Origin of the sequence: Achromobacter xylosoxidans (genome assembly GCF_002192695.1) — a bacterium.
Taxonomy (GTDB): domain Bacteria; phylum Pseudomonadota; class Gammaproteobacteria; order Burkholderiales; family Burkholderiaceae_B; genus Achromobacter; species Achromobacter xylosoxidans_C.
This window is the reverse complement of sequence record NZ_MTLG01000058.1, coordinates 120,799-147,587: the sequence shown is the minus strand read 5'-3', so window position 1 is coordinate 147,587 and position 26,789 is coordinate 120,799. Positions and strand designations below refer to the sequence as shown.

Genomic DNA, 26,789 nt, shown 5'->3' with positions numbered 1-26,789 from the left:
CTACACCGCAACCGGCTTGCCGCCCGGCCTGAGCATCGATCCGCACACCGGCATCATTACCGGCAACATCGACCCCTCGGCCTCGCAAGGCGGCAGTGTCGGCGTCTACAACATCACCATTACCGCCACGGATCCCTCTGGCGCGACAACTTCGCAGAAGTTCGACTGGGCCATCGCCAATCCCGCACCCGTCGCAACTGCCGACTCGGGCGCTGCCGGCGAGGACTCGACCCTCGACGTCAGCGCTCAGAACGGCGTGCTGGCAAACGACAGGGATTCTGACGGCGATGCGCTTACCGTCTCTCAGGTCAACGGCAACGCAGCCAATGTGGGTGCCGCCATCGCGGGCTCCCATGGCGGCACGTTCACGCTGAACGCGGACGGCTCCTACAGTTTCGACCCAGGCTCCGCCTTTCAACACCTCGGCGCCGGCGAAAAAACCTATAGCTCGATCACTTACACCGTCTCCGACGGCGAGGGAGGTACCAGCACCGCTGTCTTGACAGTCGAGATCACGGGCGCCAACGACGCACCTATCCTCCAGGCACACGACAACCAGGTGTTGGAGGACCATGCGGCATCTGGCAACGTGCTAATCGGAGCGGTCGATGTCGACAACGATGCGCTGACTGTCACGACCTTCACCTTCAACGGCACAACCTACGCGGCCGGCATCACTGCCTACGTGGAAGGCGTAGGCTCAATCCTCGTCGATGCCGATGGCAATTATGTGTTCACACCGGACGCGAACTGGAACGGAAACGTCCCACAGATCACGTACACCGTGACGGACGACACGATCACGACCTCGTCCACCTTGGACATTGGAGTTCTGTCGGTCAACGACGCCCCGATATCGCAAGACGCCTTCGGCAACGTGGTGGCTGGCGATCGCTACACGTTCGGTCTGAATGACTTTCCATTTTCCGATTCTGGGGAAGGCCATTCGATGAAGTCGTTGATCATCGACTCGCTACCCTTGGATGGCACGCTGTTCCTGAACGGCAAGGCGATCAGACTAGGGCAAGAGATCAGTGCGGAGGATCTGGCCAGCGGCAAGCTGGTGTTCCATGCAAGTGGCGCCACCTACGGCGACGGCGACGCTTCATCCTTCAACTTCCGAATCAAGGACACGGGCGGTACTGCCAACGGGGGGCAGGACACGTCGCATCCGCACGCGTTCAGGCTGAATGTGGGTGACTTCATCGTCGGCGACAACGACAACGGTAGTGGGCAGAAATACACTAAGAAAGAGGGCAGTCACGGCAACGACGTAATGTTGGGCGACCAAGGAGGCGTACTGGGACTCCCCCCTCCTCCCCCAAATCCTGCTGGCTGGCTGATCGATCCGCATGGCCGGGAAGCTGAAGCCGGAAGTTGGCCGAGTCATGTGCTAGCTCGGCCGGACAACGACACGCTCATCGGCAATGACGGCTCGGATATCCTGTTCGGAGATACGATCAACACGGATCGATTGCCCTGGGGTATCGATGACAACCCCGCCAAGCCCGCCAATTTGCTCGACGGATCCGGCCTGTTTGCACTCAAGCAGTTCCTGCTCCTGAAGAACGGCTCGCAGCCCACCGACGCCGACCTGCACAAGTTCATCTCAGAGAATCACGAAACACTCGACATGCATGGTGACACGCGCGGCGGCCACGACTGGCTGCGTGGCGGTCGAGGCGACGATATTCTCTACGGCCAAGGTGGCGGGGACCAGCTGGAAGGTGGCGATGGCAACGACATACTGTCGGGCGGCACGGAGTACGACCGCCTGGAAGGTGGAGCTGGCAACGATATCCTGATCGGCGGCATGGGCAGTGACATCCTGGCCGGCGACTTCGTGCCCGACAGCTATGAAAGTGACACGTTCAAGTGGGTACTCAACGACCAAGGCACCATAGACACCCCGGCCGTGGATTGGATCGTAGACTTCTCGACCCTGAAGCCGGCCGATGGCGGCGACATCCTGGATCTGCAGGGACTGCTGGTCGGCGAGAATGACGGCAACCTGAGCAACTACCTGAACTTCCACAAGGAAGGCATCAACACGGTCATCGACATCAATACCCAGGGCAAGCTGGGCGACCAGGGTGCGGATCAGAAGATCGTGGTGACAGACGTAGACTTCACCCACGACGCCTACGGCCAGTTCATGAACAATCAGGCCATCATCAACGACCTGCTGCAGAAGGGTAAGCTGATCGTTGACCACGGTTAGGCAATAGCCCCAGGGGACGGCCCGCAGCGGCCCTCCCCGACCTACATGACGCATTTTTTCCCTGGGCACGTCTAAGATGCCCGGAAAAATGTGAAAATCCGTTTCATGCCATCGTCCCGCCGTTTCCGCCGCACGCTGAATCTGTGCCGATTGGCTTTGCTATGCCTGGCTTGCGGCTGGGGCGGAAGTTCCGCCCTGGAAGTCAATGCCGACCGGCTGCAAAGCCTGTCGGCCAGCCGCTATGGCGCAAAAGGCTCCAAGGCGGTATCGGAATGGCTGCAATTGATGCGCAGCCCCGCCCCCGCCCAGGAAAGAGGTGCGCTGACGCAGGCCAATGACTTCTGGAACCGCTCCCTGATGTCCGGCGAGGACATCACCATCTGGAAGCAGGCCGATTATTGGGCCACGCCGTTAGAATCGCTGGGCAGAGGCGCCGGCGACTGTGAAGACTACGTCATCGGCAAGTACTTCACGCTGCTGGCGCTGGGCGTGCCGGCCAACAAGCTGCGCTTCATCTATGTCCGCGCGCGCATCGGCGGAGCGGCCAGCAGCACCCAGATCGCCCACATGGTGCTGGGCTACTACGAAACCCCCAACGCTGTGCCGCTGGTGCTGGACAACCTGATCTCGACCATTTTGCCCGCCACGCAGCGCCGCGACCTGACGCCGGTATTCAGTTTCAATGCCGATGGCGTTTATGTGGACGGTAAACCCGCCGCGCCGGTTGACCGTCTCAGCCGCTGGCGTGATCTACTTCAACGCATGGAACGGGAAGGCGTGCGCCCCTGATGTCCGGAAATAAGACTATGTCCATACTTCGACAGTTGTTGCTCAGCGTTACCCTCGCCATCGGCGTCATCCTGCTGGGCACGCTCGCGCTCAGCGTGAATACAGCCAGAGAGTACCTGTCCGGCCAACTACAGGTGCAGAGCACCGATGCCGCCGTATCGCTGGCGCTGTCGCTCTCGCAGCCGGCGAACAATGACCCGGTCGTGCAGGAGTTGCTGGTATCGGCGCTGTACGACGGCGGGCACTTCTCGCTGGTGCGCTTGAGCGATCCGGAAGGCAAGGTCCTGATCGAACGGAAATCCACGGCCACCGCGGCGTCGGTTCCCGCCTGGTTCCAGGCCCTGGCGCCCCTGACCACGCAATCGGCCAGCCATGCCGTCAGCGACGGCTGGCGCCAGATCGGCGAAGTCACGCTGATCGCCAACGACGCCTATGCCTGGGAAGCCCTGTGGCGCAGCAGCCTCAAGATGATCGCACTGGTGGTGGGCGCCGGCATTCTGTGGGCGGTGTTCGCCTTCATGCTGGTGGGCTGGATCAAGAACCGCCTGCTGCGCGAAATCAGCGACCACGTGCGCAGCATCGGTCAGGAATCCCCGACGGCCCAGGTCGAAGCGCGCGTGCCTGAATTGTCCGGGGTAGTGCAGGCCCTGAACCAGACCCGGGAGCGCATCCATGCCAGCGTCGAGGAACAGAACGCCAAGATCGAATCGCTGGAACTGGAGCTGAACCAGGATCCGGTCACCGGCCTGCCGAACCGCAAGTACTTCGTCAACGAGTTCCGCCGTGCGCTGGAAGCGCCCACCGTCACGACCGGGCGCGGCATCGACGGCGGCCACGTCCTGGTATTCCGCCAGCGCGACCTGGCCGACCTGAACCGCCACATGCCGCGCGAGTTCATCGACCAATGGCTGCGCACGGTCTGCGAACGCATCCGCGGCACGCTCAAGAGCATGCATGTGGCTACGCCGCTGCTGGCCCGCCTGAACGGCTCGGACTTCGCCTTGCTGCTGCCTGGCTGCGCGGCGCCCCAAGCCATGATGGTGGCCGAGCAGGTGCGCGCCGACCTGCACGCATCCCGCATTCCCGTGGGTGAAGGGCATTTGTGCCGCTGGGCGCAGGCCATGACCGACTACGGCCACGGCAGTCAGGCCGGCCCGGTGCTGGCGCGCCTGGACTTCGGACTGATGCGGGCGGAAAGCGCCGGCAACGATCAGGTCGTGATCGCGGGCGCGACCGACATGCAGTCGCCTTCGGAGTCGGGCGAACGCGCCTGGAAGGACGCGATTCAATCCGCCCTGGAAGAACGCCGCTTCGAGTTGGCCACGGAAAACCTGCTAGCCACCGACGGCAGCACCGTCCGTACCGAGGCAATGCTGATGCTGCGCACCGCCGCCGACCAGGTGCCGATCCCCGCCACGCTGTTCATTCCGCCTGCCGTGCGTCTGGACCTGGTGGCCGATTGCGACCTGGAAGCCGTGAGCCTGGGACTGGATTGGCTGGCAGCCAACTCCGGCGAACTCGCCGTGCGGGTGGCCCTGCCCTCGTTGCGAGGCCAGAAGTTCTTCCGCCAGTTGGCCTTGTTGCTGACCGAGCACCGGCCTTTGGCACGCCGCCTGTATCTCGAGATCGACGCGCATGGTCTGGTGGAATGCCACGAACAGATCGCCACGCTGGCCCGTGTTGCCTCGGAGTTTGGCGCGCATATCGGCGTGCGCCGCCTGGCGCAGCAATTCGGCGCGATTGCGCAACTGCACACCCTGCCCTTGGCGTACGTGAAATTGGGCGGTGGCTTCGTGGGCGGCATGTCCCAAAGCCCCGGCAGCCAGCAGTTGACGGCTTCAGTGCTGGAAACCGCGCGCGGCTTGAAAATAGCGGTCTACGCCGAAGACGTGCCGGACGCCGAAACGCAGCGCATCCTGGCCAAGTTGGGCATCGGCATCATGCGCGGCCCTGGCGTCAGGACAGCCGCGGCATAAAACGGCCGGCCAAGGCGACCGGCTTTCTTGACCGGCCAGGGGGCCGGTCAACGAGGCCCACAACCAAGGCGACCGTGTCCGCTGCGGCCGCCACGGCGGCCTCAGCGGGAGGCTTTGCCCTTGGACTGTTCGTACAGCGGCAGCACCTGCTGCGCGGCGGCCTGCAGATCGCTGATGCGCGATGCGGCCGACGGGTGGGTCGACAGGATTTCGGGCGGGGCGCTGCCCTGGTCGGCCGCGCCCATCTTCTGCCACAGCGTCACGGCGGCGCGCGGGTCATAGCCCGCCCTGGCCGCCAGCTCCACGCCCATGCGATCGGCTTCGGTTTCGTGCGTACGGCTATTGGGCAGCGTGAACATGACGCTGGCGAACTGTTCGCCCAGATCGGACGCCGCTGACGACCCCGTCGCGATCGCCAGCACCGACAATCCCAGGTTGGTGGCCATCTGCTGGGATACGCGCTCGCGCGCATGCTCGCGCAAGGCGTGCGAGATTTCGTGGCCCAGCACCGCCGCCAGCTCGTCGTCCGTGGGCTTGATCTTGGCGAGCAGCCCCGTGTAGACGGCGATCTTGCCGCCCGGCATGCACCAGGCGTTGATCTCGTTGCTGGACAGCACATGCACTTCCCATTTCCAGCTGGCGGCGTCGGGGCGGAAGATGCCCGCCTGAGCGATCAAGCGCTGGGAAATGGCGCGGACCCGCGCCACCTGCTGGGCGTCGCGATCCAGCAGGCCCTTGGCCTGCGCCTGCTTGAGTATGTCGGCGTACTGCTGGGTCGCTTCCTGTTCCAGCGCCTGCGAAGGCACCATGCTGGACATGTACTGGGTCCGGTTGACGCCGATGGCGCCGGACTGCGTGGTGTTCATGCCGGTGCAGCCCGCCAGGACGGCCAGCGTGAGCGCCGCGCCCGCGTTGCGCAGTAGATGACGTTTCCGGTTCATGGCGGGCCTCCCAGGCAATTCGAAGAACGACAGCGTATCAGACTACCGGATCGCCGCACTGGCCGCGGTGGCGCAGGGCATGGTCGATCAGGACCAGCGCCAGCATCGCTTCGGCGATAGGCGTGGCGCGGATGCCGACGCAAGGATCATGGCGGCCCAGCGTCTGCACCATGACCGGGTCGTTGGCGCGGTTCACGGAGCGGCGCTCGACCCGGATGCTGGAGGTCGGTTTGATGGCCAGCGACACGGTGACCGGTTGGCCGGTGGAAATGCCGCCCAATACCCCGCCCGCGTTATTGGTCAGGAAACCGTCCGGCGTGATTTCGTCGCCGTGTTCCGAGCCGCGCTGCGCGATGCTGTCGAAGCCCGCGCCGATCGATACGCCCTTCACGGCATTCAGGCCCATCATCACGTGCGCGATGTCGGCGTCCAGGCGATCGTAGATCGGTTCGCCCCAGCCCGCGGGCAGGTTCTCGGCCACGACCTCGATCCGGGCGCCCACGGAGTCGCCGTCGCGGCGCAACTGGTCCATGTAGGCTTCCAGCTCCGGCACGACCGCTGCGTTGGGCGCGTAGAACGGGTTATTGGGAACGTCGTCCCAGGAAACGAAGGGGATGGCGATGGGGCCAAGCTGGCTCATGTAGCCGCGCACCTTGACGCCGTATTGCTCGGCCAGCCATTTCTTGGCGATGGCGCCCGCCGCGACGGTCGGCGCCGTCAAGCGCGCGGAGGAACGGCCGCCCCCGCGCGGGTCGCGCACGCCGAACTTGCGCCAGTAGGCGTAGTCGGCATGGCCCGGACGGAAGGTATCGGCAATATTGGAGTAGTCCTTGCTGCGCGCATCCGTGTTGCGGATGAGCAGGCCGATGGGCGTGCCCGTCGTCACTCCCTCGTATACGCCCGACAGGATTTCGACCTGATCGGCTTCCTGGCGCTGCGTGACGTGGCGGGATGTGCCTGGGCGGCGACGGTCCAGTTCGAGCTGGATGTCGGAGACATCCAGCGGCAGCCCCGGAGGACAGCCGTCCACGACGCAACCGATGGCCGGCCCGTGGGATTCGCCAAAATTGGTGACGGTAAAGAGGGTACCTAGGGTATTGCCGGGCATAGGGAGTCAACGGGTCGGGTTTGCAAGCAACCCCGATTATGACACCGCCGAGGCCAAAGCCTGGATTTCGGACGCCGGCGCAGGCCGTCCCAACAGGAAACCCTGCATCACCCGGCATCCCAGGGACTTCAGGATCTCGCGCTGGCCTTCGGTTTCGACGCCTTCAGCCACCACCGGCAGATGCATCGCCTGGCACAGCCCGAACAGTGCCGAGACCACCTCGCGGCTGCCGGCATCGGATTCCAGTGCGGAAATGAAGCTGCGGTCGATCTTGACCCAGTCGATGGGCAGGCAGCGCAGGTGGTTCAGGCTGGAATAGCCGCAGCCGAAATCGTCCAAGGCCACGCCGATGCCCATCGCCCGCAGCGTGTTCAGGATCTTCACATGCCGTTCATAGTGCAGGATGAAGAGGGATTCCGTGATCTCCAGCACCAGCTTGCGCGGCGCCAGATTAGCGACCGCCAACGCATTCGACACCAGTTCGACCAAGCCGTCCTCGTTCATCTGCTTGACCGATAGGTTCACATGCACGCGCCAGGTCGCCGGCCACAGCGCCGCCTGCGTACATGCCCGCTCCAGGATCCAGGCTCCCAGCGGCACGATCAGGCCGCTGCGCTCAGCCAGTTCGATGGTCACGGCCGGAGATACGCTACCGAGCACGGGATGATGCCAGCGCAGCAGCGCCTCGCATCCCTGCACCATGCCGGTACCGCTGTCGCAGACCGGCTGGTAATACAGTTCAAACTGCTCCATGGCCGGCGTGGTCAACGCCAGTCGCAGGTCGTTTTCCAGGCCCTGCTGGTCACGCTGGCGCGCCAGCATGCGGAAATCGAACAGATTCCAGCCCGGCCCGCCGCGCTCCTTCAGCGGCAGCAGGGCCACTTGCACACAGCGCTGCAGCTCTTCCACGCTGCGGCCATGCTCGGGATACAAGGCCGCGCCGACACGGAATATGGCCATCAACGGGCGGCCCCCCAACTCGTAGGGTGCGCTCAGGGCTTCCAGCAGTTTGGCTGACACTTGCGCCGCCCCCGCTTCGTCCACATCGGGTGCGCAGACGGTGAATGCATCCGCCCCGGTGCGCGCCACCATGCCGCCCATGGACCGGCAGATCAGGCCCAGGCGGTTGGCCACCTGCACCAGCAGGGCCTGGTCTTCGCCCGCGCGCAACATGGCGCTGATCTCGGCATATTGCTCGAAGCTCACCAGGAAAAAAGCGCCGCGGCGCGAGTGGCCCTCGGCATGGTTGAGCCAGGCACGGACGCGCCGGTGCAATTCCTGCTGGTTCAGGACACCGGTCAGTTCATCGCGTGTCAGGCGTTGACGCAACAGGCGTTCCCTGCGCACGAAGACCCAGCACATTGCTACAAGTGCGCCCGCTAGCGTCAGGCACAGTGCGAGCAGGTAACTCTCACGCACGAAGCCCCCTATCCATAAGCCCCTGGCGTTGCGGTTCGACGGGGAACCCAAGGACTGTAACATTTTTTAAGATATGCATTATTTTCGCAAAAAAACGCCACACTTCAGAGGCAACGCACCTCTTTTCCCTGTATTCCTACGGTTACTCTGGTTGCTCGCGGAAGGTTCGGATGACCACGAAAGGCTTGCGCCCGCCCTTTGCGCCATGCTCGCCCTACTACTTACGACAGCTACACCCGAAAAATTAATACACCGTGTCTCGATAGTTGTCATTCAAAATCGGACAGCATCGAAATAATTGCACAGCTTGGCCCCTCATGGCATGAATTTAGTAATATTCGGCACGTTCTGTGACATGTAGAATTGCTGTACCACTGATGTATTAGTGGTTCGTATCACACCCGTATCCAGGCCTTCCAGCGCTGATCGCGATCCGACGCCACTCCACACTGGCAGTCCTCAGTTCAGGCCGCGCGGCGGCCAGGAAGGGAACCTCCAAATACATGTCCACATTCCGCCGGCTACTTTTCTTCACCGCTCTCCTGATCGGCCTCGTTCTGCTGGGCGCGCAGACGGTGGGAATGCTGGCCGCGCACCGCTATCTGACTTCGCAGCTGGCGCAACGCAGCGACGACGGCGCCAACTCCCTGGCCTGGGCGCTGTCGCATGCCGCTGGCGTCCCCGGCGAGCTGGCCGCGCTGGCGGATGAACTGTACGCGCGAGGCGGCTACGCGCTGGTGCGCATCACCCCCGAAAATGGCCTCCCCGCCATCGAGCGCCGAGCGCAACACACTGATCTTCAGCCCCGTGAACACGATTGGCGCGATACCTGGCTGAACATGGAAGCGCCCGCCGTGTCGCGGCCATACGTGGCTGCGGACGGCAGCTCGCGAGGCACCGTTACCGTGCAGGCGGATTCGCGGACTGCCCGCGACACCCTGTGGCAAGGCGGCGTGCGGGTTCTGGGGCTGGTACTGGCCGCGGGGCTGCTATGGGTCCTGCTATCCCTGAACCTGGCGCGGCGGATGGAAGCGCACACTTCGCGCGACATCTGCGAACGCCTGCGTGCGCTGGCCCCTGGCAACCGCAAGACATTGAACGGCTCGTGCGAACTGGCGGGCGTCGACCAGGCGCTGGTGGACGCCCAGCGCATGGTCGCCGCCACCGTCCAGGAACAGAATGCCCGGATCGAATCGCTTCAGAGCGAGATCTACAAGGATCCCATCACCCGACTGCACAACCGCAAGTATTTTGTCGATCAGTTCAGGCTGGCGCTGGCGGACAAGGATCCCGAAGCGGGCGGCCATCTGCTGATGTTCCGACAACGCGATCTGGCGCAGATCAACCGCCACCTCTCGCGCGCCTTCACGGACCAGTGGCTGCGCTCATCCTCCGACCGGCTGCGCAAGCTGGTGGCTGAATTCGGCGGCCCCGCAGCCATGCTCGCGCGCATCAGCGGTTCGGACTTTGCGTTGCTGCTGCCGCGCACTTCGGCGCCGCAAGCCAGCCTGCTGGCCGAGCGGGTGCGGCGCGAACTGCGTTCGCTGCGCGTACCCATGGACAAGCACGAGTCCTGCCGTTGGGCCCTGGCACTGGCCTCCTACGCGCCAGGAGATGGCATGAGCGACACGCTGGCGCGGCTGGACCACGCCCTGATGTGCGCGGAAAGCGCCGATGACGACCAGATCGCGCCGGCCAGCCGCGCGCCGGACAGCACGCACATCGGCGAATACAGCTGGCACGACGCGCTGATTACGGCGCTCGAACAGCACAGGTTCTCCTTGTCCGTGCAGCCCCTGCACGACCTTTCCGGCGCGCTGTTGCACCAGGAAGCCAGCCTGACCCTGCATGACACCAGCGGCGCCGATCCCGTGCCGGCCTCGATCTTCATGCCCCCCGCCGTCCGCCTTGGCCTCTCCGCAGAATGCGACATACAGGCCATCCGCCTGGGGCTGGACTGGCTGTTCGCGCGCCCCGGCGCACTGGCGGTGCCGATTTCGCTGGCATCGATCGCCCAACCTTCGTTTCAGTCCAGGCTGCAACGCATGCTGGCCGACCGCCCGGCCCTGAGCGCGCGCCTGATCGTGGAAATCGACGCGGCTGCCCTGGCCGCGCAAGGGGCGGACCTGCATCCGCTTTGCGACATCATCGTGGCCGCCGGCGCCCGGGTCGGCGTAAGCCGGCTGTCGTACCAGTTCGGCGCCATCGAGCATCTGCACGAGTTTCCCTTGTCGTACCTGAAGCTATGTGGCGGCTTCATCACCGGGCTGCTCCACAGCCCGGGCAGCCAGCACCTCGCGGCCACGGTAGTGGCGACAGCCGCCGCGCTGGATATCGCGGTCTATGCCGAAGACGTGCCTGACATCGCCACGCAGAATGTCCTGGCGGGCCTCGGCGTCCACGCCATGCGCGGGCCTGTCGTAAACTGCGCCCAGACGCACGACCTCGCACCTGATCATCCATGGGTTTCCAGTTGACGGAAGGCATGCTGCTTCGCATCTGTTGGCTTTTTCGCGTCCGCTGGCCTTTGCGCCCGCGCCGCACTGTTGGCGCCCCCGCGGTTCGGCAAGCCATGCTGCACCGCCTGGGGTTGTTGTGCGCCCTGCTCGGTCCCGACGCCGCCCTGGCCTACGGCCCGGGCGTTTCCTATGAAGACCTGCATCTGGGCCTGACGGCCGGTGTCGCCACGGCCTGTGCCGTGGCCTGTGCCGTCGCGTGGGCGGCCACCCGCAATGCCATTTACGGCGCGGGCCTGGCATTCATGCTGCTCGAAGGCGTGTTCCGCTCCATGCCCACGCTACTGCCGCCCGCGTCGCTGCAAGCGGGCTCCTATGCAGCCTTGCTGGCGCTCACCACGCCTATTCTTGCGGGAGCGTGCGCCACCAAGCTGGCGACGGCCTGCCGCTGGGCCAGCGCGGCGTTGGCTATAGTGTCGATACTGGCACTGATCATCGCCGACGACCCAGGCAACGGCGTCGCGTCCGCCGCGATCGCCGGCGCCTGCGCCATCGCCAGCCTGCCGCTGGCCATCTGGTTCCTGATCCGCGCCGCAGGCAGGACTCCCGCACGCGCGGCCGCGCTGGCCTTGGCCGGCGCTTACGGCGTCTCGGCCTGGCTGCTTGGGCACGACGCCTGGTTGCCCCAGAGCGGGGCCGGCGCGATGGTCGAGCTGGCGCGACTGCTGCTCGTGTCTAGCGCCTTGACCCTGCTTGCAATCAATCAACACGGCCGCCCGCAACCGGGAGCGAAAAGCGCGGGCCACGAGCACACCGATGCGGAGCACCTTGCCCAAGGTGAGCTGAGGCTGGCGGAACTCGCCGGAGCGCTCGATACGCAGCGTCAGATGAATGCGCTGATTTCCCACGAATTGCGCGCACCGCTAGCCACCGTCAGCGCGGCAGCCCAGTCCCTGGACATGATACTTGCCGAGAGCGGCGAAGCCGTGGACAACCGCCTGGCGCGCATTCATCGCTCGGTCACCCGAATGACCGAACTCATGGATCAGTTGCTGAATCAGGACAGGCTGGGCGAGCAGGCATGGACGCCTCGCGGCGAACAAACCGACATGGCGGATCTGGTGCGCGATGTGGTCACCGCGATGCAGCCCGATACGGCGCATGCGCTGATGCTGCAGGCCGGCGCATCCCTGCCGGTCTACTGCGATCGCCCCCTGACCAGCGTGGTGGTGCGCAACCTCATCCACAACGCCATCAAGTATTCACCGGCGAATGAACCCGTCCGCATCGAGACCGGCGAAACCCGGGTAGGGGCCATTCCGATGGCTTGGGTGGCGGTCACCGACCGCGGTCCGGGCATCGGCATGGAGGAGCAGGCCAAGATCTTCGAACCACATTTCCGGCGCTCGGCGCACCGGGAGACGCAAGGCATGGGCATCGGCCTCTATCTGGCCCGGCGCATCTGCCAGAACCAGGGTGGCTCACTGACCATGGAAAGCGAAGTGGGCGTAGGCACGCGCTTCGTCGTCACCCTGCCGGCAAGCGCTCCGGCGGCTTGACCGCCGCGGGCGAGTTCAGGCCGCGAACACGTAGCCCTGGCCGCGAACCGACAGCACGGGTAGCTTCAGGCCCGCGCTTTGCGCCTTGGCGCGCAAACGGCTGACCAGCACATCGATACGGCGCAATTCAAAGCCGCCCGGGCTGTCCGGCAGGAACAATTCCGCCAGGACCTGACGGCTGACCGCGCTGCCGGCGGCATCCATCAGGGCAACCAGAAAGGTGCGCTCCTGGGCGCTGAGGTGCAACGAAGCGCCGTCGGGCGCAACCAGAATCCAGCCGCCGTCCTGCAGGGACCAAGACGTATCCGCGGTGGCGCGCGTTTCCGCATCCACCGGACGCGGCGCCTTGGCCAGACGCATCCGGCGAGCCAGGCTGCGGATGACGGAACTGAGTTCCAGCAGATCCACGGGCTTGGTCATGTAGACATCGGCGCCGCCCTCCAGGCCGCGCACCCGGTCTTCCAGCGCGCTGCGGCCAGTCAGCATGACGATACCGACGGGACTGAGAGCGCGCAGGCGGGTCGCCACGGAGAAACCGTCTTCTCCGGGCAGATGGGCGTCAAGAATGACGATATCGCAGGGTTGCTCCTGCAACCGCCGATAAAACGCCGCGGCATTATCACAGGCAAATGCCACCCGGAAACCATAGCCACCCAAGCCTAACGCCAACTCCTCCCGGAAGTCGGCGTCATCCTCAAGCAGACCGATACACAGCAAACCATCTGCGCCAGCCATATTTAGAGTGCTTTATTTTGAAGATTATCGACAAATGCCCCGCGGACGCAGAGTCCCGGGTATTCCGTTGGCGACAATCTTACGTCTTTTACAATGGAAACGAATGATTGCAATGAAAAAAACTGCGATATTCCTTGTCCAAATGGTTATTTTCCCGTAAATCCCGGGAAAATCGCTTTCGCATTCTCTGGTTCGTACGGCTGGCGGCCAATATCAAGACGAGCAGCTGACCTCCAGGCTACCGGCCCAATCAGGCGGCAATGCCGCATAGCGCTCATGTCCGGGCTGGGCCTCGTAGGGGTTGCGCAGCAGCTTCATCAGGGTGTCGATTTCGCCGGCACTGCCCGCCTTGGCCGCCCGGATCGCCTCTTCCGCCAGGTGATTGCGCAGCACATAGAGTGGATTGACGCGATTCATGCCTGCGGTGACATCCTGCACCGGCCGGCCGTCCTGCGCATGCCGCTCCACCAGCCGATCCAGCCAGGCCCCCGCCGCGGGCCGATCGATGAACAGGTCTTCGAACGCCCTGCGCTGGCCCGACAAGGCGTCGGCAAGGCGCCGCCAGGTCAGCGTAAAGTCAGCCTGATTGGCGTCCATCAGCTTGAGCAGGTCATCCAACAGCGCTTCATCGGCCGGCCGCCATGCGGCCAAACCCAGTTTGGCGCCCATGCGGTCATGGAAAGCGCGCGTGAAAACCGCCTCGAATTCGTCCAGAACGGCCCGCAGGCCTTCAACATCCTGCACCAGCGCGTGCAGGCTGCCCCCCAGGCGATAAAGGTTCCAGAGGGCCACGGACGGCTGGCGGTTCCAGGAATAGCGCCCTTCCGAGTCAGAGTGATTGCAGACATGGCCCAGGCGGAAACCATCCATGAAACCGTAGGGGCCATAGTCCAGCGTCAGCCCCAATATGGACATATTGTCGGTATTCATCACGCCGTGGCAGAAACCCACCGCCTGCCAGTCCGCCATCAGCAGCGCGGTGCGCCGCGTGACGGCGCGCAGCAGGTTGATATAGGGCGTCACGTCGCTCGAGGACTCCCCCGTCCCTGATTCCCGGCATTCCGGATAAAAGCGGTCTATGACGTAGTCCGCCAACGTCTTCAGCATATCGGGCTGGCGGCGCGACGACCAATGCTCGAAAGAGCCGAAACGCACGAAACTGGGGGACATGCGCGTCACGATGGCCGCCGTCTCCACGGTTTCCCTCATGACAGGATCGTCGGAAACCACCAGCGCCAGCGCGCGCGTCGTGGGCACGCCCAGCCCGTGCATGGCCTCGCTGGCCAGGTACTCGCGCACCGACGAGCGCAGCACCGCGCGGCCGTCGCCCATGCGCGAATACGGCGTCATGCCCGAGCCCTTCAGCTGCAGTTCCCAATTGCCCCGCGGCCCCTCGACCTCGCCCAATAGGTGGGCGCGGCCGTCGCCCAACTGGCCGGCCCAGACGCCGAACTGATGGCCGCTGTAGACCGCCGCCAGCGTGTCGCCGCCCGGCAGCGGCTGGGCGCCGGAAAACACGCTCAGGAATTCGGGCGTGGACAGGACGGAAGGGTCCAGGCCGATCAGTTCGGCCGCATCCGCATTGCCGTGCAGCAAACGGGGATTGTTCAGAGCCTGGGGCGCAAGCCGGGTGTAGAACGCCGCGGGCAATGCGGCAAAGGAATTGACGACGCGCAGATCGCGTAGCGTATGGGCGCTCATGCGCGTTGCCTCCTGGCCGCCCGCTTGGCGGGCCGCACGTAGAAAATGGCGCTAAGGAAAAAAATGGTCGACAACAGGATCTCGCCCCAGGCCATCAGCGCGGACAGCGGAGCAGGATCCGACATGGCCCGCACCACGCCCTCCATCAGGTAGAGCAGCGACAGCATCGAGGCCCATTGGTAGGTATAGAGATTGCCGCGCAGGACGCCGCGCAAGGGAAACGCCAGCGGCAGGGCCTTGAGCAGCATCCAGGAACCGCCCGGCCGCACCGGCGCCACCACGGTTTCCCAGGTGACGCAAAGCACAATCAGGGCGAATAGCGAAACCGAGGCCAACAGGCGCAAGCGGGGGTTGAGTTCAGGGTTCATGCTGCTATTATCGCCTGATGAATCGCCCTGCCGAGCCTGCCGCCACCACGCCGGCGGCCACCGAGCATTCGCCCCCGCGCTCTTCATGGATCGCGAGGGCCGGACGCGTCATGCGCTTCAGCGCCGAACGCGCCGGCGAAGAGAAACTGCTGCAAGTCGCGTCCAGCCTCACCTTCACGACCGTCCTGGCCATCGTGCCCATGCTGGCCGTGGTCCTGTCGCTGTTCACCGCTTTTCCGGTGTTCCAGGAATTCCGCGTCGCGCTCGAGGATTTCCTGACCAACAGCCTGATGCCGCCGTCCGTGTCGGACAACATCATGGACTACCTGAACCAGTTCGCGCGCCAGGCTTCGCGCCTGACCGCCATCGGCGGCGTGTTCCTGCTGATCACCTCGCTGTTGCTGATCATGACGATCGACAAGGCGTTCAACGACATCTGGCACGTGACCCGCCAGCGCCCGCTGCGGCAGCGCGCGCTGGTGTACTGGGCCATCATCACGCTGGGACCGGTAGTGGCCGGCGCCAGCCTTTGGGCGACCTCATTCGTGGCGCGCGAATCGCTGGGCCTGGTGCGGGACGTGCCGGAAGCCGTCAGCGTCGCGGTGTCGTTCATCCCGCTGGTGCTGACCGCTCTCGGTTTCGCCGCGCTGTTCGTCATGGTGCCCAACCGCGAGGTCCTCTGGCGCGACGCCCTGGTTGGCGGCTGCGTGACGGCCATCGTGCTGGAAATCATGAAGTCGGCGTTCGCCTATTACCTGACGCGTTTTCCCACCTATACCGTCATCTACGGCGCGTTCGCCACCCTGCCGATTTTCCTGCTCTGGATCTACCTGTCGTGGCTGGCCGTGCTGCTGGGAGCCATCCTGGCATCCAGCGCGCCGCTGATCCGCTTGGGCCGCTGGGAAATCAACCGCTATCCGGGCGCGCCCTTCGTGGACGCCGTGGACGCGCTGCGCGCGCTGCGCCAAGCGCAGACGGCCAATCCGCCGGGATTGCCCGCCAATCTCCTGGCCGCGCAATTGCGGCTGCACCAGGACGAACTGAACGGAGTCCTGGAAACGCTGGCTGAAATGGGACTGGCGACGCGCAGCCCCGAAGGCCTTTGGGTGCTGACCTGCGACGCCCGGAAAACCTCGATGGAACCGGTGGTGGACCGTTTTCTGCTGGACCGCGGCCAGCCAAGGGTCCGCAATGACCCGGAAATATTGCGAGTCGCCTCGGCCGTGATTTCCCAGCAAAATGCGCCCACGCTGGAAGAAGTCTGCGGAGAAGCGCAAAATACCGAAAATGGAATCGCTCCCGTACTGCAACTGGAAGCGAAAAAGAATTAGCAAATAGCATTAGGGCGCAAACCGCCCAGGAGGAACCGATGTTGAAGGTCAGCGAGATTTTGCGCGTCAAGGGCGATACGCTCTATACGGCGTCGCCCGATATGCCTGTGTCCCAGGCCGTGCAAACAATGAGCGAGCAGGACATAGGCTCGCTGGTCATCATGGAATTCGGGACGCTGACCGGCATGCTCACGTTCCGCGAGATCATCCGCCACATGCATGCGCATGGCGGCGCCGGCGACACCACCATCCGCTCGATCATGGACGATGCCCCGGTCAGCGTGTCGCCCAACACCAGCGCCGACGAGGTGCAGCGCCTGATGCTCGAAAAGCACGCGCGCTACATCCCGGTCATGGACGGCCCCACCCTGATGGGCGTCATTTCGTTCTATGACATGGCCCAGGCCATCGTGGCTGCCCAGCAGTTCGAAAACAACATGCTGAAGGCCTACATCCGCGACTGGCCCACGGAAAGCGCCGAGCCGGCCAAGTCCTGAGTCCCGCAGGCCAGCCACGCTGGCCTGCCGTCACACCCCAGCCGGCGCCGCTTCAATCGCGGCGCCGCGCATATCCGGCGCATGCCGCTGGCTGCGCCAGGCGTCGTAGATCAGTTCAGGGTTGTTCGCGGCCAGCAGGGCCGGATCGGACAGCATGCGGCGCCAGCGGCGCGCACCGGACTGACCATTCACCAGCCCCAGCATGGGCCGCGTCATCACTCGCAGCGGCACGCCTCGCGCAACCTGCCGCGCCGCATATTCCATCATGGCGTCCACCACCTGCGCGTCGCTGGGCAACCGCAGCGACGGCCACAGCTGGAGGGAGACTTCCGACAGCACCCGCGGCGTGTGCCAGGCGGCCCGGCCCAGCATGACGCCGTCGAAATCGCCTGCGGCGCGCACGGACTGCTCGGCGTCCGCCAGACCGCCGTTGAGCACGAAGGTGCAATCCGGGAAGTCGCGCTTCAATTGCCGCACCACGTCATAGCGCAGGGGCGGAATCTCGCGGTTGTCCTTGGGCGTCAGGCCCTTGAGCACCGCGTTGCGGGCATGGGCAATGAACACCCGGCAGCCCGTGTCGTAGATCTTGCCGACGAAGTCACGGACAAACTCATAGGATTCTTCATAATCCAGGCCTAGCCGATGCTTGACGGTGACCGGGATATCCACGGCATCCTGCATGGCCTTCATGCAATCGGCCACCAGGGCCGGCTCCGCCATCAGGCAAGCGCCGAACGCGCCCTTCTGCACCCGCTCCGACGGGCAACCGCAATTCAGGTTGATCTCGTCGTACCCCCACTTTTTGCCAAGCCGGGCCGAATGCGCCAGCGCATCGGGCTCGCTGCCGCCAAGCTGCAGGGCCACGGGATGCTCGGCTTCGTCAAAGTCCAGGTGGCGCTCGACATTGCCATGCAGCAACGCGCCGGTGGTGATCATTTCCGTGTACAAGCGTGCGCGCGGCGCCAGCAGCCGATGGAAAAAGCGGCAATGGCGGTCGGTCACATCTATCATCGGGGCGACGCACAGCCGCCAGTCGGGGGAGTCCAAGAATCACTCTACAAAACAAGGGGATGCGGTATTTTACGGTGCTTGGCGGCTTTGTGTCCGGCCGCCGGCTCCGGACTCTGCGCCGAACCGCGGCCAGGTCTGCCCGCCTTGTGGTCTAAAATTGCGCCGCCGCAGCCAAAACAGGCATGCGCGCGCGTCCGTTAACTCCTAGATTCCGCACATCAATGGCCGTATTCACCCCAGTCTCCGAAGACGACGCTCGCGCCCTACTGGCGCATTTCGATCTGGGCGAGTTTGTCTCGCTTCGGGGAATTACGGCCGGTATCGAGAATACCAACTACTTCCTGTACACGACCCGCGGCGAATACGTGCTGACGTTGTTCGAGGTGCTGACGCAGGCCCAGTTGCCGTTCTATATCGAGCTGATGTACCACCTGGCCGAGCGCGGCATTCCCGTGCCCCGGCCCCAGACCCTGCGCGACGGCACCCGCCTGACGACCCTGCACGGCAAACCTTGCGCCATCGTTTCGCGCCTGCCCGGCGGTTACGAACCCGCCCCCGGCGTGGCGCATTGCGCCCTGGCCGGCGCCACCCTGGCCCGCGCCCACCTGGCGGCGCGCGACTTCCCGCTGCACCAGCCCAATTTGCGCGGACTGTCCTGGTGGCTGGAAACGGCCCCCAAGGTCATGCCCTTCCTGGAACCAGCCCAGGCTCAGCTGCTGTCGTCGGAACTGACCGACCAACAGGCCGCCGCCGCGACGCCGGCCTGGCAGGCGCTGCAGACCGGCCCGGCGCACTGCGACCTGTTCCGGGACAACGTCCTGTTTGCCGGCACCTTCGAGGATCCGCTCATGGGCGGCATCATTGACTTCTACTTCGCCGGCTGCGACACCTGGCTGTTCGACGTGGCGGTAAGCGTCAATGACTGGTGCATCGAGCGCGAGACGGGCGAGTTCGTGCCTGAACTGGTCGATTCCTGGCTGGCTGCCTACGCGGCCGTGCGTCCCTTCACCGACGCCGAGCGCGAGGTCTGGCCACAGATGCTGCGCGCCGCCGCGCTGCGCTTCTGGATATCGCGCCTGTACGACTTTTTCCTGCCGCGGCCGGCGCAAACCCTCAAACCGCACGACCCCCGGCATTTCGAAAGAGTGTTGCAAGCGCGCCACCGCCCAGGTCTGCCAATATTGCCGTAACCGTTGCTCCCCCCATAATGGGGATAGCGCGTCCCTTTTTGAGAGATCACCCCCTTTAAATAGCCATGCAAGCAGCATTCCTACCCGCGTCATCCGGCTGGCAATGGGTCCGAGACGGCTTCCGTCTGTTCCGCAAGCAACCACTGGCCATGTTCACCTGGGCCATGGCCATCAGCCTCCTGGTCATCTTCGCCACCGCGACGCCGCCGGTCGGACCCATACTGGTGGTGGCGCTGATGCCCATCATCACGCTGATGACGCTATCGGCGTGCAAGCATGTCGAAGCCGACCGCGTCATGCTGCCCTCGATGTGGGCCAAACCGCTCAAGCAGCCCGGCGTGTTCAGAAAGCTGTTCCTGATGGGTCTGCTGTACGCGGCGCTGTGCATCGCGACCGGCCTGATCATTTTCCTGCCGTTCACCGACGCCATGGTTGAAGGCATGCGCATCGCCTCCGTGGAAAAGTCCATGGAACCCATCCTGTCCGCCATGGCCGTCCCGCTGACCTTGTTCGCGATCGTATACGTCGTGATCGCGGCGCTGTTCTGGCACGCCCCCGTGCTGGTCGCCTGGCATGGGCTGCGGCTGGCCCAGGCGCTGTTTTTCTCCGGCATCGCCTGCTGGCGCAACAAGCTGCCCTTCCTGGTCTACGGCGCCACCTGGATCCTGGTGTTTCTTTTCATCGACCTCTGCGCCGGCCTTCTAGTCGCCATCGGCCTGTCGCCGCAGCTCGCCGGCACGCTGCAGATTCCCTTCAATATCGCCGCGGGTGGCGTGCTGTACTGCAGCTTCTATCCTGCCTATACCTCCGTGTTCGGCATCGAGAACGCCGGCGCGCATCTCGACGACGGCAACAGCGCCCAGGCATAGCGCCACGCGGCAGGGCGCCAGCGCCCTGCGCATCGCGAGCACCTGCCCCCGCCGCGATATGAATGCCACGTCGATGGCATAACGCATCCCGAAGGTATGCACCGCGGCGCAAGGCATCAACAGGATGCCGGACCTCGGTCCAGGCGGCTTGCGTCCCAGCAAGCCGCGCGCGCGGCCGCAGCAGTTGGCGACCTTGAGCAGTCTGATCCTGCCCCGCGGCGGCGCCGGCTGGCCGTTCTTCATTGCACGCTCTGCAGCAATTGCACCATGACCGGAAAGGCCAGCACGATGAACGTGCAGGGAAAGATGCAGCCTATCAGCGGCAGCAGCATCTTCACGGGAGCCTGCATCGCCTGTTGTTCCGCCCGCAAGTGGCGATCGCCGCGGCTTTGCGCCGCCTGCGCGCGCAGCACCGGCCCCAGGCTTATCCCGAGCGCTTCGGCCTGCGCCAAGGCCGCGGCCCAGTTGCGCGCAAGCGGACTGTTGCTGCGCTCCGCCAGGGCCTTGATCGCCGCCGTCCTGGAGACTCCCGCGCGCATCTCCGCCAGCGCGTCGGCGAGCACGTCGCGCAACACGCCTGGCGGCCCGCTTTGCGCCGCCATCTGCAAGGCCCCGTGCACGCTCAGCCCCGCCTCCACGCATAAGGTCATCATGTCGAACACGAAGGGCAGGTCGCGTTCGATGCTGCGCCGCCGCTTGACGCTCAAACTCCGCAGCCAGAGTCCTGGCGCGACGCCGGCCGTCAGGGCGGACACTAGCGTCCATGGGATCCACCCCCAGGGCTGCGCCTGCGCCAACACGATGACCAGCGTCGCCGTCAGCCCACCGGCGGCCACCGCCGCGCTCCAGCACAGCGCCGCCACATGTGCGTAGCTGATGCCCGCAGGAAGTGCCGCCCGCTCGATCGCGCGAGTCAGCCGGATGCGCCAACGCCAGGTGCACAATGGTCCCGCCAGGGGCGCCACCGCCGAGACCCAGGGCCAGGCCGCGCGCCACCACCACGGCAAGGCCGACGACGCGCCCTGGCGGTCCAGCAGCAAGGGCTTCAAGACCACCCACGCCAGCCACCCCGCGGCCAGCGCAGCCATCGACAGACTCAAGTACAGCCACATCGCTCCCGCTCCCCTCAGATATCGATCCGGATGATGCGCCGGATCAGCAGCATGCCCACGGTTTCCAGTACCGCCACGATGGCCAGCACGCCCCAACCCACGGGCGTATGCCACAACAAGCCCATGATGTCCGGCTCCAGGCGATCCAGCACGGCAAGCAGCAACAGGGGCAGGGCCCCTACGATCCATGCCTGCAATCGCCCCTGTGAGGTCAGCGCCAGCAGCTTTGCCTGCAACTGCAGCCGGGCACGCAGGGTCTGGGCGATGCTCTCGAGCGCCTCGGCCAGATTGCCGCCCGTCTGCGCCGCGATGCGCATGGCCGCCACGACGAGCGCGATCGAATCGGCCGGCATGCGGTCGCGCAGGTTCTCAAGCGCGGCATCCCATGGGACTCCCATGCGCTGCTCGCGCAGCATCAAGCCGAACTCCTGGGCCAAGGGCGCGCCGCTCTGCTCGACGACGTGGCGCAGGCCGGTCGTCAATGCCACCCCCGCTCGCAGGGCGGAGGCAAGCATCAACAGCGCCATCGGCAATTGCTGCTCAAACCGCCTGGCGCGTCGGCGCCGCAGCGCGTTCACAAGCGCCCGAGGCAATCGCGAAGCGAACGCCGCAGCCAAGGCGGCCACAAGGCCGCTGCCCGTCGCGGCAAAAGCCAGTCCTGCCGCCATCGCGGCGCAAGCCACGGCGCCTGCCCACAACTGGGCCGGGTCTATGAACAGGAACACCTCGCTCAGGCGCAAGCCCGCCTCCTGGGTGTAGACCTCGCGGTAGCGGCGCAGCGCCGGCGCAAACCAGCTCTGGGCGCGCCACGCCAGCAGCAGCACGGAGATCATGGCGGCCCCCGCCGCCAGCCAGATCATGGCGTACCTTGCGAAAAAACAGCAATTCCCGGCCCCGCCTTCTCTGTGTTGGAGAACCAGGCGGGGTCAATGGCCTCATCGGCCTGTGCCCCCTCGCGCGCAAAACCGGGCAAGGCGCCACAGCCCGTAAAGCCCCGGACGCGGTCGTATCGGAAAAGGTCCTGGAGCTGTATGCGCCCGCTTTCCATGCCGGCGATCTCCGCGATCGACGTCACCACGCGCCGCCCGTCGGCCAGCCTGGCCTGCTGCACCACGATGTCCACGCTGGCCGCGATGTGTTCGCGCACGGCCGTCAGAGGAAGGTCGAGGCCAGCCATCAGGATCATCGATTCCAGGCGCCCCAGCGCATCGCGAGGCGAGTTGGCGTGCAGTGTCGTCAGGGATCCCTCGTGGCCGGTGTTCATGGCGGTCAGCATGTCGAACGCCTCCGGCCCACGGCACTCGCCCACCACGATCCGGTCTGGCCGCATGCGCAGCGCATTGCGCACGAGTTCGCGGATGTCGATACGCCCGCGCCCTTCCTGGTTGGCGGGCCGCGCCTCCAGCGCCACCAGATGATCGTGGTTCAGGCGCAGCTCCGCCGCGTCTTCGATGGTGACCACGCGTTCGCCATCGGGAATCTCGTTGGACAGGATGTTGAGCAACGTCGTCTTGCCAGCCCCAGTGCCTCCGGATACCACCAGGTTCCTGCGCACTCTCACGCAGAGCGCCAGGAATTGCGCCATGGAGCCGCTCAGAGAACCCGCCGCGATCAGATCGGACATCCCCGGGCGACGCAACGGAAACTTGCGTATGGTCAGGCTCGCCCCCCTAAGGGCCACCGGCGGAATGATGGCGTGCACCCGGGATCCGTCAGCCAGACGGGCATCCACCATGGGGGAGCTTTCGTCTATGCGCCGCCCCAATGGCGTGACGATGCGCTCGATGGCCCAGCGCAGCGATTGCTCGCTGGTGAAGGCTGCCGGATGACGTGACAAACGGCCGCCACGCTCGACGTAGACCTCGTCATGGCGGTTGACCATGATCTCCGTGATGTCCGCGGCGGCGAGCAGGGGCTCCAGAGGTCCCAGGCCAACCGCTTCGTCCAGCACCTCGCGGCAAAGCGCGGCCCGATCGGCGCCCGCGGGCAAGTCGGCGTCGGTAGCGACGATGTGCGTCAGCAGCCGCTCGGCCTCGGCTCGCAGCATGACGTCGCTCATGCCCGCCACGTCGCGCCGGCGCAAATCCAGCGCCGCCAGCAGAGCCGCATGCAGGCGCCGGCGGTCCTGCAACCGATGTTGCGGCAAGCGTAGCGGCAACGACGTCGCCGGCGCGGGTAGCATCGGCGGTTCCTGCGCTGCTGCGCCATCGCTTGCGGCGCCGTCAGACGTCGGGGCGCTCGATAGCGCGGCCTGCTCCGGGATGAACGTCAGCGACACCCGCAGTCGGCAAGGCCCTATCAGTATTTCGTCGCCGGGCAGTACTGGCGCGTGGCGCACGATCCTCTCGCCGTTCACCAAGGTTCCCCCCAGCGTGCCCAGGTCTTCGAGAACGATCCCGGATTCCTCCCGCGACAGCCGCGCATGCTGACGCCCCACCCGCCAATTCACGATGCGCAGCCCGCAATGGGCTCCACGTCCGATGAGTACCGGAGGGGCCATCGTCGATCGGTGCACGGTGGCGTCCTCGAACATCATTTCTATGTCGATCATGGCCTCGCTTCCGGTAGAGAAATCGGGGCATCGTCTTGTGGCGTCCCCCACTGCGAACCCGCACCCGAGTAGGCATCCCATCCTGCCGCGGCGGGCACCGCCGTTCCCAGGCGCGGCGGCACGGGAAAAGCCGCCTCCAGCACGCCCCGCCCCCGCCGCACACGGTCCGCCATGGAAGGTTCGGCCTGCGTAATGAGCTTGGGTGTCACGAATATGGCGAGCTCGGTTTCCCGCAACTGATATCGGCGCGAAGAAAACAAGGCGCCCAGAACCGGAATGTCCTTCAGCCATGGCAGGCCGTCGGCTTCTTCGTCCCGCTCGCGCGACAGGAAACCGCCGATGACCAGCGTATCGCCGGACCGCACGTTGAATTCGGTGGAGGCGCGGCGCGTGCGCAACGCCGGCCCGCCGGGCACGCTCAGCGCGTTGTCCACCGAACTCGCCTCTACCTCGATCAGGGACCGGATGACTCCGTTGCGGTCGACGCGAGGAGTAATCCTGAGCATGACGCCGTAGGGCTTGAACAAGGTGTTCGAATTGCCGCGCGTGTCGGTCGACGAGTAAGGGACCTCTCCGCCGGCCAGAAAGGTAGCGCTGGCGCCGCTGCGCGCGAGCAATTGCGGTTGGGCCAGCATGACGGCTTCGCCGCTTTGAGCCAGCATCGCGATGCGGGACGACAACAGGGCGTTGACGCCGAAGTAGCCGGCCGCCGACGAAGCCGGCCCCACCGTTTCGATGATCCCTTCTCCCGGGCGGCTCATGCGCCCCCGTGACCCGGCGTCCCAGGCCAGGCCGGCATTGATGCCACCTTGGGACAGCCCGTCCCAGCGCACGCCTAGATCTCTCAGCCTTGAGGTGGGGATCTCCACGACTTGCACGTCCAGCTGCACCATGCGATCCCAGCCCACTTGCCCGGTGAAGTCCAGCACGGCGGGATAGCGGTCCGCCAGCGCCGTGATGCGCAAACGGTCGTCATCGGAAAGGTCGTCGCCCTCGATGAGGATGCGGCCGCCCACCTCGGTACTGCGCGCCCCGGGGATGCGGGCAAGCAAGGCCTCGACTTCGGCCCGCAGGCGCGGCGCCCCGGCAGGCACGACCCTCAGTTCATAGGCCTTGGCACGGCCACCATTCGCCCAGACATGCATGGACGACACGCCCTCGGCGCGAGCGAACACCACGACCTCGCGCCCTTCGGTCTCGATGGCGCCGACTACCTGGCCATTGCCTATCGCCACGCGCTTGACTCCAGGGTGCGACAGGATTCGCGTTTCGCCCACCTGAAGTTCGATCACTTCGTCCTGCGGCCACGCAGCGTGGCTGAGCAGGCAGAGCCCCAGGGTGAACAGTTTGACGAGGGTATGCTTCATGGCCGTTCCTTCTTGAATCCGGTCTCCCGGACAGCCGCTGCCAGATCTGGTGCACCCTCGCCTATCCTGGACTCCAGCCGATCGCCGTACAGGATGGTCACGCCAGGCGCGGTTGACGGCCCCGAGTCCAACCCTATCAACGAAGCAAGGTCGCCTTGGACTGCGCCGCTGACTACTGCCGCATCGTCGCGATGGCGCAGCATGGCGGTCAGCGCCCCGCTCTGCCGCGCCGCCACGAAGCGCATCGCCTCCTCGGGCGTCGCAGCCAAGGTGATGTTGCCGCCCTTGCCTTCGCCATCGGCTTCGCCCCCGACCATCAGCACACGCATGCCTTGCAAAAGAGGCACGGTCAGTTCCCGCTGGCGATGGGCAAAGCTCACGTAGATATCAATGGCATCGCCCACGCACAGCACATCCGCCAGGCCGCCCAGGTCCGCCGCCGCCACCGTCAACGCGCGTTGCCCCCTATGCAGGCGGGACGCCAGGGCCGGCGCCGGCGCCGTGAACGTCAGATGCCCCCGGAGCAAGGGTTCACCATTGGCGACATCGGCCAGCAAGGTGGCGCCTAGCAGGCTGGATAGATCCAAGGGGTCGATGCTGGCCCGCGAAGCCCATGGCTGCGGAATCTCGCGCACGGCGAGATGCATTTCTTCGAGCTGCGTGCCGGCGGGCAGGTCATACGCCGCGACCAGCCTGCTGACCATGGGTGTACGCGCCTCGGCCTCGAGCGCCTGGACCCGCTGCTGCACGTGCTCCCGCACCGCCCACGCGGACACAAGCCCCGCGATCAGCGCGATGGCATACACACCCGTTCTGCGCAGGCGCTGCAGGACATGGGTAAGCCAGTTCATCATGGCGTTCTGCCGCTGACCAGCAGCCCGCTGCCGCCTTCCAGCGGCACCAGCGACAGCCGCATGCGCGCGCCCGGGCGGACCCACCAATGACCCGACTCCTCGGACGCCGGCACGCGGCGCCAGCCATGCCGGGACAGGCGCTCCTCCAGCAGCGGAGCCAACTGCCCGGGCGGCAAGGCGTATTGCCAGATGCTCTCGGAAACCCGCAAGCCGTTTTCCATCACCGCTACGTCCAGTCTCAGACGCGCGCCAGGCAGGAGCCAGGCAGGCGACGGGCTGTCCGGCGCAGCCAGGAGGCTGACCGCCGAAATGCTGCCGACCGTTCGGCGTGCGCCCAGTCCTTCCATTTGGACGACCCATCGTTCCTGCCCCACCTGGCCGGACAGAATGGCCTGGCCGGACAACACGTTGAGGTCGGCCAGCGCGGGCTGCTGGGCAGACAGGTAGCGGATCAGTTCGGGCGTGGTGAGCGGCGTGTCGAATATGAGCACCCGCGCCGGGATGCCATGCAGCCAGATGCTCTCCGCCAGCAGGCCGCGCTGCGAACCCGCGGGAAACCGCAAGGCCTCCAGCGCGGTGACGCCGGGCGTGGTCCTGCCGGCAGTCCCGGCTTTTCCGCCCTCGGCCGCGAGATCCTGTCCCGCGACGACGTTGCGCCAGCCCACGGCCGCCACAGCCAGAGCGCCAGCGAGCAACAGGCGCAGGGTCCGTGCCATGGCCAGGGTCCGCCAACC

Annotated in this window: 22 protein-coding genes and 1 pseudogene; 9 read left to right on the top strand and 14 right to left on the bottom strand. The window is 65.4% G+C overall.

Annotation, left to right across the window (positions count from 1 at the left end):
• From BRO63_RS10090 to BRO63_RS10080, 3 genes are all read left to right on the top strand, one after another.
• Positions 1 to 2,221: Ig-like domain-containing protein (locus tag BRO63_RS10090; RefSeq protein ID WP_088139663.1), on the top strand; the 2,221-nt coding region annotated here is incomplete at its 5' end.
• 105 nt (positions 2,222 to 2,326) lie between these two features.
• A complete protein-coding gene (locus tag BRO63_RS10085; protein WP_013392874.1) occupies positions 2,327 to 3,010 on the top strand; it encodes a transglutaminase-like cysteine peptidase in 684 nt (227 codons plus the stop codon).
• A 17-nt stretch (positions 3,011 to 3,027) separates the two neighbouring features.
• Positions 3,028 to 4,986 (top strand): bifunctional diguanylate cyclase/phosphodiesterase, encoded by a 1,959-nt coding sequence (locus tag BRO63_RS10080; protein ID WP_088139649.1) that lies wholly within the window; start codon positions 3,028 to 3,030, stop codon positions 4,984 to 4,986.
• Positions 4,987 to 5,087: 101 nt separating this feature from the next.
• Here BRO63_RS10080 and BRO63_RS10075 read toward each other — a convergent pair whose 3' ends face one another.
• The 3 genes from BRO63_RS10075 to BRO63_RS10065 are packed head-to-tail and all read right to left on the bottom strand — an operon-like array spanning position 5,088 to position 8,454.
• The gene (locus BRO63_RS10075) at positions 5,088 to 5,927 is read right to left on the bottom strand and encodes a M48 family metallopeptidase (RefSeq protein WP_088139648.1); all 840 of its coding nucleotides are present in this window, start codon (positions 5,925 to 5,927) and stop codon (positions 5,088 to 5,090) included.
• Positions 5,928 to 5,964: 37 nt separating this feature from the next.
• Positions 5,965 to 7,035, bottom strand: a complete 1,071-nt coding sequence (gene aroC / locus BRO63_RS10070) for a chorismate synthase (protein WP_088139647.1) — start codon at positions 7,033 to 7,035, stop codon at positions 5,965 to 5,967.
• A gap of 36 nt (positions 7,036 to 7,071) precedes the next feature.
• Positions 7,072 to 8,454: a putative bifunctional diguanylate cyclase/phosphodiesterase gene (locus BRO63_RS10065; protein WP_088139646.1), complete on the bottom strand. Its 1,383-nt coding sequence runs from the start codon at positions 8,452 to 8,454 to the stop codon at positions 7,072 to 7,074.
• 503 nt (positions 8,455 to 8,957) lie between these two features.
• On the opposite strand from BRO63_RS10065, the gene BRO63_RS10060 reads away from it, so the two are divergent.
• Both BRO63_RS10060 and BRO63_RS10055 read left to right on the top strand, forming a co-directional pair.
• The gene (locus BRO63_RS10060; RefSeq protein WP_088139644.1) at positions 8,958 to 10,931 is read left to right on the top strand and encodes a bifunctional diguanylate cyclase/phosphodiesterase; all 1,974 of its coding nucleotides are present in this window, start codon (positions 8,958 to 8,960) and stop codon (positions 10,929 to 10,931) included.
• A 95-nt stretch (positions 10,932 to 11,026) separates the two neighbouring features.
• A complete protein-coding gene (locus tag BRO63_RS10055; protein WP_256943272.1) occupies positions 11,027 to 12,469 on the top strand; it encodes a sensor histidine kinase in 1,443 nt (480 codons plus the stop codon).
• Positions 12,470 to 12,484: 15 nt separating this feature from the next.
• Here BRO63_RS10055 and BRO63_RS10050 read toward each other — a convergent pair whose 3' ends face one another.
• The 3 genes from BRO63_RS10050 to BRO63_RS10040 all read right to left on the bottom strand — a co-directional run bounded on the left by BRO63_RS10050 (position 12,485) and on the right by BRO63_RS10040 (position 15,273).
• Positions 12,485 to 13,204, bottom strand: coding sequence for a response regulator transcription factor (locus BRO63_RS10050; protein WP_054458575.1), 720 nt, complete (start codon positions 13,202 to 13,204; stop codon positions 12,485 to 12,487).
• A 213-nt stretch (positions 13,205 to 13,417) separates the two neighbouring features.
• A complete protein-coding gene (locus BRO63_RS10045) occupies positions 13,418 to 14,905 on the bottom strand; it encodes a protein adenylyltransferase SelO (RefSeq protein ID WP_088139642.1) in 1,488 nt (495 codons plus the stop codon).
• Entirely contained in the window at positions 14,902 to 15,273 is a 372-nt protein-coding gene (locus tag BRO63_RS10040) for a DUF2069 domain-containing protein (RefSeq protein WP_088139641.1), read from the bottom strand. Before BRO63_RS10040 ends, BRO63_RS10045 begins: the two co-directional genes overlap by 4 nt.
• Positions 15,274 to 15,290: 17 nt before the next feature.
• On the opposite strand from BRO63_RS10040, the gene BRO63_RS10035 reads away from it, so the two are divergent.
• Complete coding sequence (locus BRO63_RS10035) at positions 15,291 to 16,604, top strand: YihY family inner membrane protein (protein WP_088139639.1); 1,314 nt, start codon at positions 15,291 to 15,293, stop codon at positions 16,602 to 16,604.
• A gap of 38 nt (positions 16,605 to 16,642) precedes the next feature.
• Positions 16,643 to 17,101 carry a CBS domain-containing protein gene (locus BRO63_RS10030; RefSeq protein WP_054458582.1) on the top strand — a complete coding sequence of 153 codons (459 nt, stop codon included), beginning with the start codon at positions 16,643 to 16,645 and terminating at the stop codon, positions 17,099 to 17,101.
• Between the two features lie 30 nt (positions 17,102 to 17,131).
• Here BRO63_RS10030 and dusA read toward each other — a convergent pair whose 3' ends face one another.
• Complete coding sequence (gene dusA / locus BRO63_RS10025; RefSeq protein ID WP_088139637.1) at positions 17,132 to 18,148, bottom strand: tRNA dihydrouridine(20/20a) synthase DusA; 1,017 nt, start codon at positions 18,146 to 18,148, stop codon at positions 17,132 to 17,134.
• A 185-nt stretch (positions 18,149 to 18,333) separates the two neighbouring features.
• Here dusA and BRO63_RS10020 point away from each other — a divergent pair, with 185 nt between their 5' ends.
• The gene (locus BRO63_RS10020; protein ID WP_088139635.1) at positions 18,334 to 19,302 is read left to right on the top strand and encodes a homoserine kinase; all 969 of its coding nucleotides are present in this window, start codon (positions 18,334 to 18,336) and stop codon (positions 19,300 to 19,302) included.
• A 65-nt stretch (positions 19,303 to 19,367) separates the two neighbouring features.
• Positions 19,368 to 20,171, top strand: coding sequence for a BPSS1780 family membrane protein (locus BRO63_RS34450; protein WP_256942832.1), 804 nt, complete (start codon positions 19,368 to 19,370; stop codon positions 20,169 to 20,171).
• Positions 20,172 to 20,177: 6 nt separating this feature from the next.
• Here BRO63_RS34450 and BRO63_RS34445 read toward each other — a convergent pair.
• The 7 genes and pseudogenes from BRO63_RS34445 to BRO63_RS09980 all read right to left on the bottom strand — a co-directional run.
• Positions 20,178 to 20,288, bottom strand: a pseudogene (locus tag BRO63_RS34445) (DUF192 domain-containing protein); the annotation flags it as partial.
• A 122-nt stretch (positions 20,289 to 20,410) separates the two neighbouring features.
• Positions 20,411 to 21,283 carry a type II secretion system F family protein gene (locus BRO63_RS10005; protein ID WP_088139632.1) on the bottom strand — a complete coding sequence of 291 codons (873 nt, stop codon included), beginning with the start codon at positions 21,281 to 21,283 and terminating at the stop codon, positions 20,411 to 20,413.
• 14 nt (positions 21,284 to 21,297) lie between these two features.
• Positions 21,298 to 22,143 carry a type II secretion system F family protein gene (locus BRO63_RS10000; RefSeq protein ID WP_088139631.1) on the bottom strand — a complete coding sequence of 282 codons (846 nt, stop codon included), beginning with the start codon at positions 22,141 to 22,143 and terminating at the stop codon, positions 21,298 to 21,300.
• A complete protein-coding gene (locus BRO63_RS09995; RefSeq protein WP_088139629.1) occupies positions 22,140 to 23,834 on the bottom strand; it encodes an ATPase, T2SS/T4P/T4SS family in 1,695 nt (564 codons plus the stop codon). The genes BRO63_RS10000 and BRO63_RS09995 overlap by 4 nt, the downstream gene beginning before the upstream one ends.
• The gene (locus BRO63_RS09990) at positions 23,831 to 25,201 is read right to left on the bottom strand and encodes a type II and III secretion system protein family protein (RefSeq protein ID WP_088139627.1); all 1,371 of its coding nucleotides are present in this window, start codon (positions 25,199 to 25,201) and stop codon (positions 23,831 to 23,833) included. Before BRO63_RS09990 ends, BRO63_RS09995 begins: the two co-directional genes overlap by 4 nt.
• Positions 25,198 to 26,055, bottom strand: a complete 858-nt coding sequence (gene cpaB, locus BRO63_RS09985; protein WP_088139625.1) for a Flp pilus assembly protein CpaB — start codon at positions 26,053 to 26,055, stop codon at positions 25,198 to 25,200. The genes BRO63_RS09990 and cpaB overlap by 4 nt, the downstream gene beginning before the upstream one ends.
• Positions 26,052 to 26,771, bottom strand: a complete 720-nt coding sequence (locus BRO63_RS09980) for a hypothetical protein (protein WP_256943271.1) — start codon at positions 26,769 to 26,771, stop codon at positions 26,052 to 26,054. Before BRO63_RS09980 ends, cpaB begins: the two co-directional genes overlap by 4 nt.
• Positions 26,772 to 26,789 lie beyond the last annotated feature (18 nt).